Annotated in this window: 10 protein-coding genes; all 10 read right to left on the reverse strand. The window is 53.0% G+C overall.

Going from position 1 to position 15,688, the window contains the following annotated elements:
- Positions 1–136: 136 nt before the first annotated feature.
- The 10 genes from HPS55_RS06060 to HPS55_RS06105 all read right to left on the reverse strand — a co-directional run bounded on the left by HPS55_RS06060 (position 137) and on the right by HPS55_RS06105 (position 15,642).
- Positions 137–2,377 carry a patatin-like phospholipase family protein gene (locus HPS55_RS06060; RefSeq protein ID WP_172174740.1) on the reverse strand — a complete coding sequence of 747 codons (2,241 nt, stop codon included), beginning with the start codon at positions 2,375–2,377 and terminating at the stop codon, positions 137–139.
- A 7-nt stretch (positions 2,378–2,384) separates the two neighbouring features.
- Complete coding sequence (gene dusB, locus HPS55_RS06065; RefSeq protein ID WP_172174737.1) at positions 2,385–3,356, reverse strand: tRNA dihydrouridine synthase DusB; 972 nt, start codon at positions 3,354–3,356, stop codon at positions 2,385–2,387.
- Positions 3,357–3,501: 145 nt separating this feature from the next.
- Complete coding sequence (gene dprA, locus HPS55_RS06070; protein WP_172174734.1) at positions 3,502–4,629, reverse strand: DNA-processing protein DprA; 1,128 nt, start codon at positions 4,627–4,629, stop codon at positions 3,502–3,504.
- Positions 4,630–4,674: 45 nt separating this feature from the next.
- Positions 4,675–5,085, reverse strand: a complete 411-nt coding sequence (locus HPS55_RS06075) for an acyl-CoA thioesterase (RefSeq protein ID WP_172174731.1) — start codon at positions 5,083–5,085, stop codon at positions 4,675–4,677.
- Positions 5,086–5,157: 72 nt separating this feature from the next.
- The gene (locus HPS55_RS06080; RefSeq protein ID WP_172174729.1) at positions 5,158–6,456 is read right to left on the reverse strand and encodes a DUF2851 family protein; all 1,299 of its coding nucleotides are present in this window, start codon (positions 6,454–6,456) and stop codon (positions 5,158–5,160) included.
- Between the two features lie 75 nt (positions 6,457–6,531).
- Entirely contained in the window at positions 6,532–10,470 is a 3,939-nt protein-coding gene (locus HPS55_RS06085; RefSeq protein WP_172174726.1) for a hybrid sensor histidine kinase/response regulator transcription factor, read from the reverse strand.
- Positions 10,471–11,125: 655 nt separating this feature from the next.
- Positions 11,126–12,478 carry a glycoside hydrolase family 28 protein gene (locus tag HPS55_RS06090; protein WP_172174723.1) on the reverse strand — a complete coding sequence of 451 codons (1,353 nt, stop codon included), beginning with the start codon at positions 12,476–12,478 and terminating at the stop codon, positions 11,126–11,128.
- Between the two features lie 15 nt (positions 12,479–12,493).
- The gene (locus tag HPS55_RS06095; RefSeq protein ID WP_172174720.1) at positions 12,494–12,988 is read right to left on the reverse strand and encodes a DKNYY domain-containing protein; all 495 of its coding nucleotides are present in this window, start codon (positions 12,986–12,988) and stop codon (positions 12,494–12,496) included.
- Between the two features lie 20 nt (positions 12,989–13,008).
- Positions 13,009–15,006, reverse strand: coding sequence for an OPT family oligopeptide transporter (locus HPS55_RS06100; protein ID WP_172324753.1), 1,998 nt, complete (start codon positions 15,004–15,006; stop codon positions 13,009–13,011).
- Positions 15,007–15,144: 138 nt separating this feature from the next.
- Positions 15,145–15,642 carry a C-GCAxxG-C-C family protein gene (locus HPS55_RS06105; RefSeq protein ID WP_172174714.1) on the reverse strand — a complete coding sequence of 166 codons (498 nt, stop codon included), beginning with the start codon at positions 15,640–15,642 and terminating at the stop codon, positions 15,145–15,147.
- Positions 15,643–15,688 lie beyond the last annotated feature (46 nt).

Consider the following 15,688-nt stretch of genomic DNA (forward strand, 5'->3'; position numbering starts at 1 on the left):
ATTACAATTCGTAATTATTTCAACTATAAATGCGCTATTATGAAATGTGAATCCATCCCCGACAGCCCAACATTTTAGGCAAAGACATATCCGCATGCGTCAGAAACGGAGCATGAAAAATGCGGATATTACGTCATCAGAACTCAAAACCAAGGTTGACATACATATACAGACTGTTGGTGCGGCTGCTATATCCCAGGCTCGCCCCCAATGGACCTATCATGCTGTCATAAGCATAATCGAACCGTGCCCCGGCCATTGGCAGGCTACGAAACAGATTGCCGAACTTGTCGTCATGGCAGGCGGCGGAAAAAGTCAGTGATAAGTAGTTATTGTCCATTACACGCTGCTGAGCAGAACATTCCAATCCGACGAACACATCGGAAGCCCGCTCCACGTTGCCGAAACCCGCAAAAGGCATCTGATGCTCGATATAATGTCCGAAAAAAGGTCCGCCAATGAAATTGCCCATAACGTAAGGAATGCCGCGCCCCATGAGCGCGCGCCCATAAACCATTGGCCTCAATGAAAATCTGTCGGTCAGACGCAACGCCGTGCGCCATCTGGCCGAGAGAATGCCGAAGGGAGTATGACCGTCATACTGATACATATTGTCCGTATATATGGCATATTCCGCTTCAAACCGGCTGCCACGTGTGGTGAAGAAGTCATTGTCCTGGGAGTTATAGTTCAACATGGCACGATAGCTCAACAGCCTGTCATTATCACTGCTGCCCGCTCCGGCATTCCCGCTCGACAACATGTCACGATAGTCATAATAGTCATAACGTGCGGAGATATCAAACATGATGTTGCGCCACGACAGGCTCAACAGTCCAAGTTCGGCGGTGTGACGGTTGTATGTAAAGTTGAGCTTGCGGTTGCCGCCATGATAGATATTTATGTCATTATAACGGAATGTGTATGACAGTTTGAAGCTGTTTATCCGAGTGGGGCTCACGGTGGCCTCCACACGTCCCATGCTCCGTTTGCCCAGACGTCCGGTCAGACCGAGGCGCACCGGCGGCTTGAATCTCAGCGGGAAAATGCCATGAAACTGCAGTGCCACCTTCTCTTCATTGTCAAACCTGATACCCATCAGTATCTCGCTCGCCTTGCGTCCTTCGGTATCTATCGTCAGCCTGTAGCCGTCAGGCTGCCCAGTCAACTGATAGCCGGCATCATTGTAGAACAGAGTGCCGCGCAACGCCCCTATGGCCTTCTCTATCTGCATGATGCTCACACTGTCACCTTCACTCAGAGAATAACGCCGGCACAGATATGCCGTGTCCTGACTGCTCACGTTACGGAAATCCAGCTTGGCCACTCTTACCTTACGTTCCGCTCCCATCGGCTGATAGCGGCTTATCTTGGCCGGCCGGTAATCATCGTCATAGCCCAGCCTGCGCTTCAACCCGATGATGCTGTCCCAATGCTCCATAGCCGCCCGCTCGCCACGTGCTATCAGCGTGTCGATAGCCTTAAGGTTGAAACTCGCCATAGAATATCCATCCACATCAACACGTATCGGGATGTCGGTAATGGCCCAGTTCTCACGATACTTGTTCTCGCAGTTCACGTCGATGAGTTGCGTCAGCACAGCTCCCGCAGAATTAAAATCGTCGGCTGTCTTATGCTCCTCTTTCTGCACGCTCACACCTATTACATAGTCTGCACCCATGTCACGGGCCACGTCGGCAGGATAGTTGTTGCGCAGACCACCGTCTACGAGCACCATCGTGTCGAGCCGCACCGGTGTAAACGCAGCCGGTATCGACATGGATGCACGCATGGCCGTGGCCAGATAACCGCCGCGAAAATCCACCTCACCGTATTTCACCATGTCGGTGGCCACACAGGCAAAAGGCACCGGCAGACTGTCAAAACTGATGGAATCGTGGTAGCCGACGGTAAGCCGGTTGAAAAGATTGGCCAGATTCTGTCCCTTTATCAGCCCGCTGCGCGACAGAGCCTGACGGTTGAAACCGCTCAGAGGCAGCGAATAGAAATAGCGGTCCTGAGCCGCACGGTCGCCGAGCGACTGCTCCTTGGGGTTAAGACGGTCTGAAAGCAGGAAACCCCAGTCCTGAACATGAACCAGAGAGTCGAGCGTGGCGGCATCGTAACCTATGGAATAGAGTCCTCCGACAAGCGCCCCCATACTTGTGCCGCAAATGATGTCAACGGGTATGCCGGCACGTTCGAGCACGCGCAGCACTCCTATATGGGCCATGCCCTTGGCGCCGCCTCCGCTGAGAACGAGGGCCACACGCGGACGTATGGCAGATTGCGCCGAATCGGGATTGTACGGATTGCTCCTGCCCACCGACACGGCAGACACCAACACCATAAATGCTGCAACGAGGATTCTCTTCATCTGCTGTCTATGTCATAAGCTGTACTCTCACTCTCTCCAATATCTCCGTCAGCTCTTCCACGGTTTCGGCCCTGAGCATGGCTATACGCGTCTGTCTGAAGTCGGGAATACCCTTGAATATCGGTGTGGCCGCCAGATGGCGCCTTGTGTGCAAAATACCTCTATATTCGTCTATGCGCTCCACGTTGATGCGCAACTGCTCGAGGAGAATGTCTATCTTGTCCGAGACGGTGAGGGGAATGCCAAAAGATGATTCCGCCACCTCACCGAATATCCATGGCCGGCCGAACGTGGCACGACCTATCATCACGGCATCCACACCATACTGCCGGAAAGCATTGTCTGCATCTTCGGCCGAGGTGATGTCGCCGTTGCCTATTATCGGTATGCGTATCCGCGGATTGCGTTTCACATCGCCTATCAGCGTCCAGTCGGCCTGACCGGTATACATCTGTGCCCGCGTACGGCCGTGTATGGTAAGCGCCTGTATGCCACAGTCCTGCAACCGTTCGGCCAGTTCTGTTATTATAAGGTTGCCGCTGTCCCATCCCAAACGGGTCTTCACCGTCACTGGCAACCTGACGGCATCGACCACCTTGCGCGTAATCTCGAGCATCTTCGGTATGTTCTGCAACATACCGGCACCGGCTCCCTTGCCCGCCACTTTCTTTACAGGACATCCGAAGTTGAGATCTATCAAGTCGGGGCCGGCCGCCTCGACCATACGCGCCGCCTCGACCATGGCATCGACGTCACGGCCGTATATCTGTATGCCCACAGGGCGCTCCTCATCGCAGATGGTGAGTTTGTTCATCGTCGATTTGACCGAGCGCACCAATGCCTCGGCACTGACAAACTCGGTATACACCATAGCCGCCCCAAAACGCTTGCAGAGCATGCGGAACCCGATGTCGGTGACGTCTTCCATCGGCGCGAGAAACAACGGACGCTGCCCGAATTCTATGTTTCCTATCTTCATCGTTGTCTTTACTGTCTTATAAACACTTTCTGGTACTATAAACCTTTTTATGTATAAACCAACAGAGAACAAAAATAATGTAACTGCAATGAAAAACAATGAATACATTTCGGTTTTTCATCTTATTTAACGCTCCTACTTTACATTATATTACAAGGAGATGATATGTCCCGCCCGCCAACGGGCGCACCACACCTTTCATTTCCATCTGAAATAGCAAAGCTGTGACACGATTTATCGGCAGACCGGTCCTTACGGTTATGATGTTTATCTGGAGATTGTTGGTCTTGCGCAACAAATCGGCTATAAGCTGTTCGTCCGGCTCAAGTTCGGGAAACAGCTGCCGCTCTATACCTCCGGCCTTAGCTTTGGTAAGGGTTGTATCGCTGTCCCATCCCATCGCCTTGACAAAATCACCGGCACCGGTAAGAAGCACCGCACCATTGTCACGGATAAGCCTGTTGCAACCCTCCGAATACGGTGCTCCCACCGGACCTGGAAAGGCAAAGACATCGCGACTGTATCCGGACGCGATGGAAGTCGTTATGAGTCCGCCGCCCTTGGCTGCCGACTCCACAAGCACCACGGCATCGGCCATACCCGCCACAATACGGTTGCGACGCACAAAATTGACTTTGTCGGCATTGGTACACGACATGAACTCCGTGAGCAGTCCGCCTCTCGAAAACATATCTTCGGCTGTACGGCGATGAGCCGAAGGATATATCATATCAAGCCCATGAGCAAGCACGCCCACGGTATCGTATCCACATGAAAGAGCATTGCGATGGGCACAAATGTCAACTCCGTATGCCAGTCCGCTGACAATGAGAACCTCGGGACAATATTCCCTCAAGTCTGTCATGAAACGATGTATAAGGTCCTGCCCATAAGCCGTGCAATGGCGTGTGCCCACAATGCTGACAACACGCCGTGCATTGATATCGGCCGACCCCTTGTAATACAGCACAACCGGTGCATCGTCACATTCCTTCAACCGTTGTGGATAGCCGTCAGAGCACAGCGGCAACGGCGTTATGCCATGCTCCTGCATAAACGTTGCTTCATCGCAAGCTCTGCGCAATGCCCCGTCCCAGTCTTTCAAAGCATTTACAAGACGCGGCGAGCAGTCGGGCAGCACGTCGCCAATGTCGTTGCGGTGTTCGTAAACAGCCCGTGCACCGCCCAACTCACGGTACAATGCAAGCGCAGTACCGAGATGGAAGTTGCTGATGCGCGTAAGCGCCATGGCATATATTATCTCTTGTTGCATATTCTTTTTTACAAATCAATAAAGAATCAACGGCACAAACCACATTCATTCCTTCTTGTTCTCCATATCCATTAACGCCCTGTCTATATCCCGGCTCACAGCCAGTTTGCCATTGACAAGGCACACCACGTCGATAACACCGCGGAAACACAGTTTCCCGTCGGATGCGCGGAAGATGTCCTGATAGAAGACATAGCGCAGTCCCTCCTTTTTCAGGGCGAGGCGCGATATGAACTCGTCGTCACTACGCAACGGTATCTTGTATTGCAGATTCATGCGCGCCACCACGGCATCGGTACCACGACGGTGCATATCTGCAAAGCTCAGTCCGCACCGTCGCAAGAAGAGGTGACGCGTATGCTCTGCATAGTGCAGATAGTTTGCGTTGTTGACTATTCCCTCGATATCGCACTCGTAGTCGCGCACCATCATCCTCGTTTCAAATATGTAATCCATCTCACTGCTTTAAATAAAAAAACATATAATTCAAATCGGTTCAAGTAAAACATAGATTTCATAATCCATAGCTTACGGATTGTTCCTAAGATACTCATATCCTATGCGGCACCTCAGACAGTCGCGCCTGTCACAGTATTCGTTCTTCAGCTGTATAAGCGCCTGACTGTCACCGGCCGTACGGACCTCCAATCCGCAATCGCGCCACATACGTATGATGTGATTGTCTTCGGCACGCATACTGTCAAGAAAGTCCAAAGCCCTGCAGCACAACACCTCACACGACGTATGCCGGCCATAGGCAAAGAGCATGGGAATGGCTGTATTGATGGTGAGCAAAGCAAGTGACGATGCCGACAGACATTTGTCGTTGCGTACGCTCTCATGTCCGAAGGAGTAGTGCGTCTGCCAATAGTCTGTAACACGGGTGTGAAGCAGCCGTTGCACATCGTCCACATTACAGCATTCCGTCAGCGCCCTCAACCCCATGCGCTGCCCGTGATAAAGACGTGCAAGCTGGGAAATACGTATATGCGGAAAATTCTGGGGCCTCAACCTCAGAAAACGCCATCTGTGCCAGTCCATCGGCTCAAGCGAAAACTTATGAGCCAGATAGCGGTATTCGGCACCAAGCCTGCGGAAATATCCGTCGCCCGCAGCAGCCTCACGACAGCGCTCCGGCATGGCTTCGGCACAAAGCAGCCCGGCCTGTCCCATGAATATTGCTTCAATCTGGAAGAGATCGTCACGATGATGAGCCACAGCCGCCAGCGGCACGTGCATGGCCCACTCCTCAAAAGCATCGCCGTTTATGCCGAATCCGTAATTGCGGGCCAACGTAACAAAGAGTGCATTCTCCCATGAGCCGCCGCACCGTTCCACCCGTTGCCATATGTCGTCCGTCTTCCGCGACAGACGCTCGGTCTGCAGTGCCGCCATCCACGAGCTTACAGTGAGCCGCGACAGACGAGGCACAATGCGGCGGCACGGCGGAAAGCGGTCTTCGCCCATAAGCACATCATAGTTTTCGGTGACATGCGGCGGCACTTCCAGTACCACCTGCGGTATCACACGACCCTTGGAGTCGGTCACAGGCCCGTCGTCCTCACCCACGACATGAAGCACCACATTGTCATACCGTCCGTCACTCTGATGTCCGTGCAGCCGCCAGTCGGAAGCCCGTTGGTGTATTTCCACATTGCCAACCCACAGCGTACCTTCCACCTTCACTTTCGCATTGAAGAAATCCGGCCCGGCATTCGTATTGGCTAGTCCGGGATCTATCAGCTCCACACTCTTTCCGTCGGTGGTGACAAGCTCTCTCACCGGCAGCAGGCGGTGGCGCCACACGTAGTGAAGTAATTGTTCCATATATATACTATGTTTGAATTTATAAGTAAAATGCCGTGCGGAACATACCGGGCCGGCACAAACAGTCAATCATCTCTATTTCCTCAATGTCTTCTTATATTCCGAAGGCGTCATGCCGAACTCTGTCTTGAAGTTCTCCGTAAAGCGCTTCACTGTGTTGTAGCCCACCCGATAGGCTATCTCCGAGACATTCATCCGGCCCTGGTCGAGCAGCATACGTCCATGCTTCATACGTATGTTGCGGATGAAGTCGGCCGGTCCCTTGCCCGTTATGGCCTGCAGCTTCTTCCATAGTGCCACGCGGTTCATGCCCAGAGCCTGTCCAAGCGCCTCTACAGAAAAGTCAGAATCGCCCATATTGGCTTCAACAATACCTATGGCTTGTTTTATGAACTGCTCGTCAAGCGTAGTTATGGTTATCTCCTCCGGCCGCACGTCGGGCTTCTGCTGAAAACGAAGGTGGCTCATTTTGGCCAGTTCGATGAATTTGTTGATGCGCAACTTCAGCATATCAATGTTGAAAGGCTTCGTAAGATAGTCGTCGGCTCCGGTCTCATAGCCCTCCATGACCGAGTCCTCGGCAGTGCGGGCCGTAAGCAGTATGACAGGAATATGGGACAGCTGTATGTCGCTCTTGATGCGGCGACACAGTTCCAGACCATCCATTACGGGCATCATAACGTCGCTCACCACCAGGCTCACCGCCTCGCGACCGAGAATGTCCATGGCCTCTGCACCGTCTGCCGCCGTGAGCACACGGTAATGGTCGGCAAGCGATGTGCCTATGAACTCGCACATATCGCGATTGTCATCTACCACAAGCACCGTAAACGCACCGGCCGTTTCGGACAAACCATCCGGAACAGCCTCGGCACAGGTTCTGACATTCTCGTCTGCCGGAATCCTGAATGAGAACACAGCTCCACCACTCTCTCCGTCACTGACATACACCGTACCTCCCATCAGCCTTACATAGCTGCTCACTATATGCAGACCGATGCCGCTCCCAGTAAGATGCTGCATGTCATAAGAGTCAGCTGACCCTTCTACTGCCGACTGATAGAACCGTTCGAATACAAGCTGCTTGTCTTTGTCAGCCACTCCGGGCCCGCTGTCGGCAACGCTTATCTCCACCTCGTCCGGCAAACGGCGCATTGTGACGCAGATGGAACGTCCGTCGGGAGTATACTTAAAAGCATTGCTGAGCAGGTTGTAGATTATCTTGTGAATCTTGTCATGGTCAAACTCCATCTGCATAACATCTATATCCGTATCAAAACCGAAACTGATGTCCCTGTCGGTTGCATAAGACGAGAACCGTTCGCAACTGTCGCGAACGAACGATACTATGTCGCCCGACTGCAACCGCAGCCGCTCGGCCCCGACGTCAAGGCGCCGGAAGTCGAGAAGGGCGTTTATCTGGTCCTGCAACAGACGTGCATTCTTTTCCATGATTTGCAGACGGCGCATGACCGTGTCGGGCAATGTTTCACGCAACAGCATCTGCAACGGGCTGATGATGAGCGTGAGCGGTGTGCGCAGATCATGGCTCACATTGGTGAAGAAGCGCAGTTTCATCTCGGCCAGACGCACGTTCTTGTCTTGCTCCATACGTTGCCGTTCGAGGTCCATCCGGCGAATGTTGCGTCTGCGTGAACGCATCACAAACCACCACACACCCAATACGACAAGCAACATGTATAAACACAGCATCACCGGCGAGAGCCAAAATGGCGGCGCCACATATATGGCCAGACGCCGTTCCGGACTCCACACCCCGTCACCGTTGCAAGCCTTTACGCGCAGTAAATAACTGCCGGACGCCATCGACGCGAACGAAATTACAGGATTGTTTATATATATCCACTCCTTATCTCCGCCAATAGTATACGCATATCGCACCTCTGAAGAGCCGGCCGGATTATCTGTCATGAGACGCAGAAGAATGGAATGGTCTCGATGGCTCAGGTCCAACTTTTCCGCTGTCTCGTCGAGCGGCTTTCCGCCAGCCGTAATTGAGGAGAAAAATATCTGTGGAATATGATGCTCGCTACGCCGATACGCCTTGGGACTGATACCTACATATCCGCGGACACAGCCGAAGAGCACACTTCCATCCGATGCTATGGCCGATGAATTCTGGTTGAAATAATTGTCTGACTCACTCGCTATATGCTTGAAATTGAGCACCCGGAAATCACCTTTGGCCCTGTCGCCAACGCTTATCCGCGAAATTCCGCCAGCCGTGCTTACCCAAATATTCCCATCACGGTCTTCCTGTATGCTTTTGACAAGGTTGTTGCAGATGCCACGCTCTTCTGTAGAGAACAGCCATATCGAATCGGTCTTCATGTCCCAGGCCGTCAGGCCATTGTAATGGCCCATCCACAATATATCATGACTGTCGTAACACAAAGCCATGGCCTGCCGGTTGAGAAAAAGGCGGCTGCCGTCCTTGTCGGCTGAAGTACATATCTGGCTGCCGTCGGCAGTATCATATATGCAAAGCCCGTCGGATGTACCTATATATATACGCCCGGCATGGTCTTTCGTTATCGACATGCCGTAGACATCGCTGCCCTGCGGAGTCTTGTAATACGCGTACCTTCCTGTTGCCGGATCGAGCCTCAGCACGGGATGAAATGCCGAACATACCCATATATTTCCCTTATCGTCTTCGGATATCTTCCACGACATGTCTGTCGGCAGACTGCCGTCGGCCGTGGAATATTTGCTGATGATACGTCCGCCGCGGTCCATACAGTAAAGCCCGCTGTTGTACGTTCCCACCCATATATGTCCGTCGCGGTCCTGCAACATGCTTGCTATGCACATGTCGCGCAACGGTGTTTGCTCGGGGGTGCCGTCGGCACTTGTACGGAACAGACCGTTACCGTCGGTGCCCACCCATACCGTGCCGGCCTCGTCGGTGAACAGAGCGCTGACATCGCCACAGTCTCTGGCAAAACGTTTGAACATGCTGAAATCCAGACTGCTGTAGGATATGCCCTGCTTGTAATGCCCCAGCCAGAGAGTGCCATGCTTGTCGACTGTCAGGGTATTTACATTGTTTTCCGCCATATCTCCGCGATTGCCGCCGGCAGTGATATGCTGTGTTACGGCTCCGCAGGCCGTATCATAACAGAACAATCCGCGATGGTCGGTGGCTATCCACACCCTGCCCTTTCCATCGTCGGCTATCTGGTGTATGGCATTGGCCGAGACCGAAGACCGGACACCATCCGAAGGAGGCAATACTACTTGTTGCCATTCCGTATTCTCACCCACGGTAACGCGACGGTAAAGCTGTTCGCTGAGAGTGGAATAGGCCCATAACACACCGTTTCTGTCGGCATAGACACAAGGACGACTGTTCTTCAGTTCGGCCGGAACGGAGGTTATAACCGTCCTGCCCGTCTTCTTGTCCACCTGCCACAGACGGTTGCCGCAGCCGCCGATATATATATACATACCATCTTCGGCAGACGATATATACTCGCGGTTTCGCTTCTGCGGCAATCTTCCTGAAGTGACGCGCCACAACTTTCTTTTTGCAAAATCATATCGGTAGAGAGACTTACGGGTAAGCACCCACAGGCGTTTACCGCCATCGGTGAATACATGTTCCTTTGCGGTGCTGTCGATGCCTATCGACGTGAAAAACGCTTCCGTATCGTCATCAAGACGATTCTCCTTGCGTATATAGCGCAGCAATGCGTCTCCGGAGCGTATCCACAGATTGTGCTCGCCATCCTCGCATATCTCCGAAACGGCACGGTCCATCACTGTCATTACCTCATAACCGTCGTAGCGTGCCAGTCCGGCGTCGGTACCTATCCACAAGGCTCCGCGACAGTCGGTCAACAAACTGGTTATGTTGCCGTCGGGCAGTCCCTGCCACGTTCCTATATACCTGAATTTGCGTGTGCCTTGTTCGGAAAAGCCGTGACAGGGAGTCGACATCGTGACGACATATAACAATAAGGTTAGTATTTTTATAAGTGTATCGTTCATAATTGTATTTACAATAAGGTCTGGACAAATTTACATATATTTTTCCAATATACATCAAACATCTTGATTTTTTTCGTGTATTTGCCGATATTAAGGATAGAAACATTCTTAACGAAAACTTTCTTCTGTACTTTCGTCATGTTGTGACAAAACCGACAAGAAGATGATAACGGCTTATGGACGTCCCGCAGGAGCAACAAGCGCACACCTGAAATCGTGCATTCGGGACACAACACAAACCTGCAAGTACCAAAATACTTTACTTTAACGTATGTTAAGCGACATCCGTATCGCGATTTCCGGACAAGATTCCGAAAATCGCGATTTTTGCTTCAAATGGGGAGTACTGATTATCAGCGAGTTACGTCAACGGGGATTTGTCAAGAAAGCAGAGAGGGCCGTTTTGCATTGCAATAAGGGCCTTATTGCATTGCGACGGTGGCCTCGTTGCACTCCAATAAGGCCGTAATGGCGATGCCGGGAGGCCCTTACGGCAAGTTGGCACCCTCGAAAACACATAAAAAGAAAGCCCGGAGACGAGCCGGGCTTCTCTATTTTGAGAAAAAAGAAATGCGTTTTTTTCAGAATAAAACATACATATCGGCTGACAACCATCAGACGTACACGGCGGTTACCCGCCACTACGACCGGAACGCTACATACCTGCGGGCGTTACGTCGGCATCCTCCACTACATATTCCGGCCGTTCGTCAGGAGCGGCGGTGCGTATCTCAATGCCGTCAAACCTGATGCCGCGGGCATGGCGCACGAAGAATCCCCGGGCCGGTAACACTCCCCACATCGTGGCTTCGGGATATTCCTTTTCCTTCTCGTCGACAGGTATGGGCGTCTGTTTCTGGCCTCCGCTGTGGCAGATGGTGATGTCCGACAGAGTGACATTCTCTACGGGATGGCCCGGCAGGCCGGTGATGGAGCAGCCCGAAGGGCCGGCGTTGTTGACAAAGACATTGCTGATGTGCACACCGTCGATGCGACCCACGCGGTCAATCTTCTGCCCCTCGTAATATCCTCGTGCACGGTTGGCCAGACGTACGAATATGGGTGACTCGGTGCCTTCGGCCGTAATGCCGCTCACGTTGACATTCTCGAGCACGCCGCCGTCCACTATTTCAAGCGAAATGGCGGATATACCGCGGGGCAGACCGAAGAACTGCGACGACTGGTCCTCGGAAGGCTTGACGCAGATGCCGCTGATATTGATGTTGCGGAAGCCGCCGTTAGTCTCCGTGCCGAGCTTTATTGCGTTACAATGGCTGCTCACCACACATCCCGTTATGGTGATGTTCTCGCAGAGGCGTGGCGAGGTGCTCTTCAGAGTGATGGCATCGTCGTCGCTGTCGGCCAGCATTCCCGTCACCACTACGTCGTGGCAGCCGTCGAGATCGAGAGCGTCGTTATTGTAGTTGTTGCGGTTGAATACCCGTATGCCGTCTATCCGTACACGGTCGCAGGCCAGATAGTGCTGCATCCAGCACCCGCTGTTGCGCAGGGTGATGTCGCGCACCGTTATGTCGCGGCCACGGATTATGCGCAGCAGATGAGGACGGGTGATGCCTTCGTCGTTCCACGACAGTTTCTTGAACGAACGGCCGCGGCCGTCAATGGTGCCGTGGCCGTCTATCACCACGCCAGCCACATCGTCGGCATATATCAGCTGTATCGTCTCTGTCTGCGTGCGAAGCGACACATAGTCCGATTTCATCGGCCTATAGTCTTCCAGACGTGTGCTGCCATAGAGCGTGGCACCGTGTTCGAGATGCAGGTTGACGTTGCTCTTGAGCACTATCGTACCTATCTTGTAGCTGCCTGTCGGCACCAGTACGCGCCCTCCGCCGGCCTGAGAGCATTCGTCGATGGCGCGCTGCACAGCATCGGTGCTAAGCCGCGAGGTGTCGCTCACGGCACCGTAGGCCGTGATATTGTAGTCGGCAGCCGTTGATGTCATGGCACCGAAAACCATTAAGAATGACAGGATGATTTGTTTCATAGATTTGTCTCCGCTTTATTTGCTTATACATTTCCCTTTATAGAAAGCACGGAAGTTGTCTTTGGCATAACCATGACCGTCGACCTTGAACGTTGAGGCATTGGCGCCCTTTACCAATTCTCCGCGATAAAACACCCTGAAAGAATCTTTTGAATAGCCTTCTTTCAGCAACTTGAACGTCGAAGCATTGGCGTCTTTGATATGTTTGCCATGGTAATAAACCCTGAAAGCGTCCTTGGCATAACCTTGCTTGATAGCCTTGAACGCCGACGCATTGGCGTCCTTGAGAAGTCTGCCACGGTAATAAACCCTGAAAGCGTCCTTGGCATAACCGTTTTCAAGTACCTTGAACGTCGAGGCATTGGCGTCTTTCAACGGTTTTCCGCCATAGAACACTTCAAACGATGTCTTGTAATACTCCGCTTTGTGACGGTCGTGCTCCCTCCAACCCTGAGCATCAGCGCAGAGTTGGAGGAGGGAGAACAGCATAATACAAACGAATCTGTTCATAACTGATTGTCTTTTGATTGTCATTTAACTTTAGTGGCACGGATGAAGTATGCTATCAACAGCACATAAGCCGCGAGCGAACACAATTCGGAAAGCGGATTGGTCCACCATGCCTCATAGTCAAAGCTCACACCGCCGAAGCGCAGGATGGCGCTGACAACACCCATCAAGGCACCGCCGGCTATGAATCCGGAGGCTATCAGGTTGCCCATCTCTCCACGTTCCTTGTTCTTCTGCGGGTCCTTGGTACGGGTTGTGACATACCAGTTGACTGCTCCGCCGACAACGAGAGGCACATTCAGTTCCATAGGGATGAACATGCCAAGAGCAAAGGCCAGTGCCGGAACCTTGCACCATGTGAGGACAATGGCCAATACGGCACCGATGGCATAGAGCACCCATGGAGCTTCGATGCCGTTCATCAGCGGATCTATAACGGCAGCCATGGCGTTGGCCTGCGGTGCGGCAAGCTGTCCGCTGGCAAAACCGTAGGTCTCGTTGAGCAGCATCATCACACCGCCGACAGTAGCGGCCGAAACGAGTGTGCCGAGGAACTTCCACGATTCCTGCTTCTTGGGAGTGGTGCCGAGCCAATAGCCAATCTTGAGGTCGGTGATGAACGAGCCGGCCATGGACAGTGCCGTGCACACCACACCGCCCATTATCAGTGCGGCCACCATGCCGCCGGTACCTTTAAGTCCTACGCCCACCATAACTACAGACGCCAGGATGAGCGTCATAAGCGTCATGCCCGACACGGGATTGCTCCCCACGATGGCAATGGCATTGGCAGCCACCGTCGTAAAGAGAAATGCGATGACAGCCACGAGCACTATGGCCACGAGGGCGAAGAGCATGTTGCCGTCCATCACGCCGAACCAGAAGAACAGGAATGTGATGACTATCGTGGCTATGGAAGCTATGGCTATGAACTTGAACGATATGTCGATGTCTGTACGACGCCTGGACGTCTCTGCATTATCGGCTTCCGACGAAGTGCCTTTCATCTCTCTTGCGGCCAGACTCACGGCGCCCTTGATGATGCCCCACGACTTGATGATACCTATTATTCCGGCCATGGCAATGGCGCCAATGCCTATCGACTTACCGTAAGAACGGAATATCTCTTCAGGGCTCATCTCGCCCACGGTCTTTGTTATGGCAGGATCCCATGCGTTGAGGACGCTGTCGTGGAACATTATCGACATGCCCGGCACCACCAGCCACCACACTGCCAGCGAACCGAGACATATGATGAGCGCATATTTCAGACCTACGATATAGCCCAATCCGAGCACCGCCGCACCGGTATTGACCTTGAAAACGAGCTTGGCACGCTCGGCAAGCGTCTCGCCTATGCCAATCATGCGCGAGGTGACATTCTCGTTCCACCATCCGAAAGTGGCCACGACGAAGTCGTACAGACCGCCGACAAGTCCGGCCAACAGCAAGGGTTTGGCCTGATTTCCGCCCCGCGCGCCGCTGACAAGCACCTGTGTGGTGGCCGTGGCCTCGGGGAAAGGATACTTGCCGTGCATATCGCTCACGAAATATTTGCGGAACGGTATGAGAAACAATATTCCGATGATGCCGCCAAGCAGGGATGAAATGAATATCTTGATGAACGACGCACTCATCTCAGGATACTTGGCCTGCAGGATATAGATGGCAGGCAGGGTGAAGATGGCACCGGCAACCACGGCACCGGAACAGGCACCGATGCTCTGTATGATCACGTTCTCGCCCAAAGCACGGCTGCGCTTGGCGGCCGTCGACACACCCACGGCAATGATGGCTATCGGTATGGCCGCCTCAAACACCTGTCCCACCTTCAGCCCGAGATAGGCTGCGGCCGCCGAGAAGAGCATCGCCATAAGCACACCCCACGTCACCGACCATGCATTCACTTCGGGATAGCTCGCACGCGGACTCATCATCGGCTCGTAGCTTTCTCCGTCACGCAACTCACGGAAAGCGTTCTCCGGCAGTTGCATCATGTCTTTTTCGTCTTGTTTCATAATTGTTTTGGCCCCTCCCGACCTCCCCAAGGGGAGGAGAAGGGTAGTTGCTTTATTTGTTATTATTACTGTTATTACCAATATTTCCAGCTTGCTACTGATATGATCACGACTATCGCGGAGTTATTCCGAACCACCCTACACCTCCCCTTGGGGAGGCAGGGAGGGGCCTTCAGTATCTTCCAGATATTCCGCAAATATCTTCGCCGCCGATACTATCTGGCTCACGCAAGGACGTGTCTTGTAGTATTCGGCCGTACGCTCGCTGGCCTCATAACTCAGCGGAGCGCCCTTTTTCAGCTTCAGAAGTTCGGCACACACAGTGGACCCGTGCATCTCCTCAAAACGCTTCATCAGCTGTTGCACCACGCGATAGTTGACCGACTTGCCTTCACGGTCGCCTGCCGTAACGGACCCGCAGTCCATGCCGGCCAGCGTCACCATGCCGCAAGCCGCACCGCACGTCATCCGCATACGCCCTATTCCGCCGCCGAAACCCGCGCTGAGCTTCAATGCCTGTTCCTCGGTATATCCGTAAATGTCGGCAAAAGCCGCCACAACCGACTGCGAACAGTTGTAGCCCTGCATGAAAAGTTCTTCGGCACGGCGCACTCTTTCTTCTTTGTTCAGTTTCATGTAATACATTGATTTTACATATAATTGGATTGGGGATAATGCTAAC

Origin of the sequence: Xylanibacter rodentium (assembly GCF_013166575.1) — a bacterium.
In the GTDB taxonomy this organism is placed as follows: Bacteria; Bacteroidota; Bacteroidia; order Bacteroidales; family Bacteroidaceae; genus Prevotella; species Prevotella rodentium.

Coding starts and splice junctions, on each gene's coding strand:
- HPS55_RS06060 (WP_172174740.1), bottom strand. CDS start 2,377: ATGAAGAGAATCCTCGTTGCAGCATTTATGGTGTTGGTGTCTGCCGTG.
- HPS55_RS06080 (WP_172174729.1), bottom strand. CDS start 6,456: ATGGAACAATTACTTCACTACGTGTGGCGCCACCGCCTGCTGCCGGTG.
- HPS55_RS06105 (WP_172174714.1), bottom strand. CDS start 15,642: ATGAAACTGAACAAAGAAGAAAGAGTGCGCCGTGCCGAAGAACTTTTC.
- dusB (WP_172174737.1), bottom strand. CDS start 3,356: ATGAAGATAGGAAACATAGAATTCGGGCAGCGTCCGTTGTTTCTCGCG.
- dprA (WP_172174734.1), bottom strand. CDS start 4,629: ATGCAACAAGAGATAATATATGCCATGGCGCTTACGCGCATCAGCAAC.
- HPS55_RS06085 (WP_172174726.1), bottom strand. CDS start 10,470: ATGAACGATACACTTATAAAAATACTAACCTTATTGTTATATGTCGTC.
- HPS55_RS06100 (WP_172324753.1), bottom strand. CDS start 15,006: ATGAAACAAGACGAAAAAGACATGATGCAACTGCCGGAGAACGCTTTC.
- HPS55_RS06090 (WP_172174723.1), bottom strand. CDS start 12,478: ATGAAACAAATCATCCTGTCATTCTTAATGGTTTTCGGTGCCATGACA.
- HPS55_RS06095 (WP_172174720.1), bottom strand. CDS start 12,988: ATGAACAGATTCGTTTGTATTATGCTGTTCTCCCTCCTCCAACTCTGC.
- HPS55_RS06075 (WP_172174731.1), bottom strand. CDS start 5,085: ATGGATTACATATTTGAAACGAGGATGATGGTGCGCGACTACGAGTGC.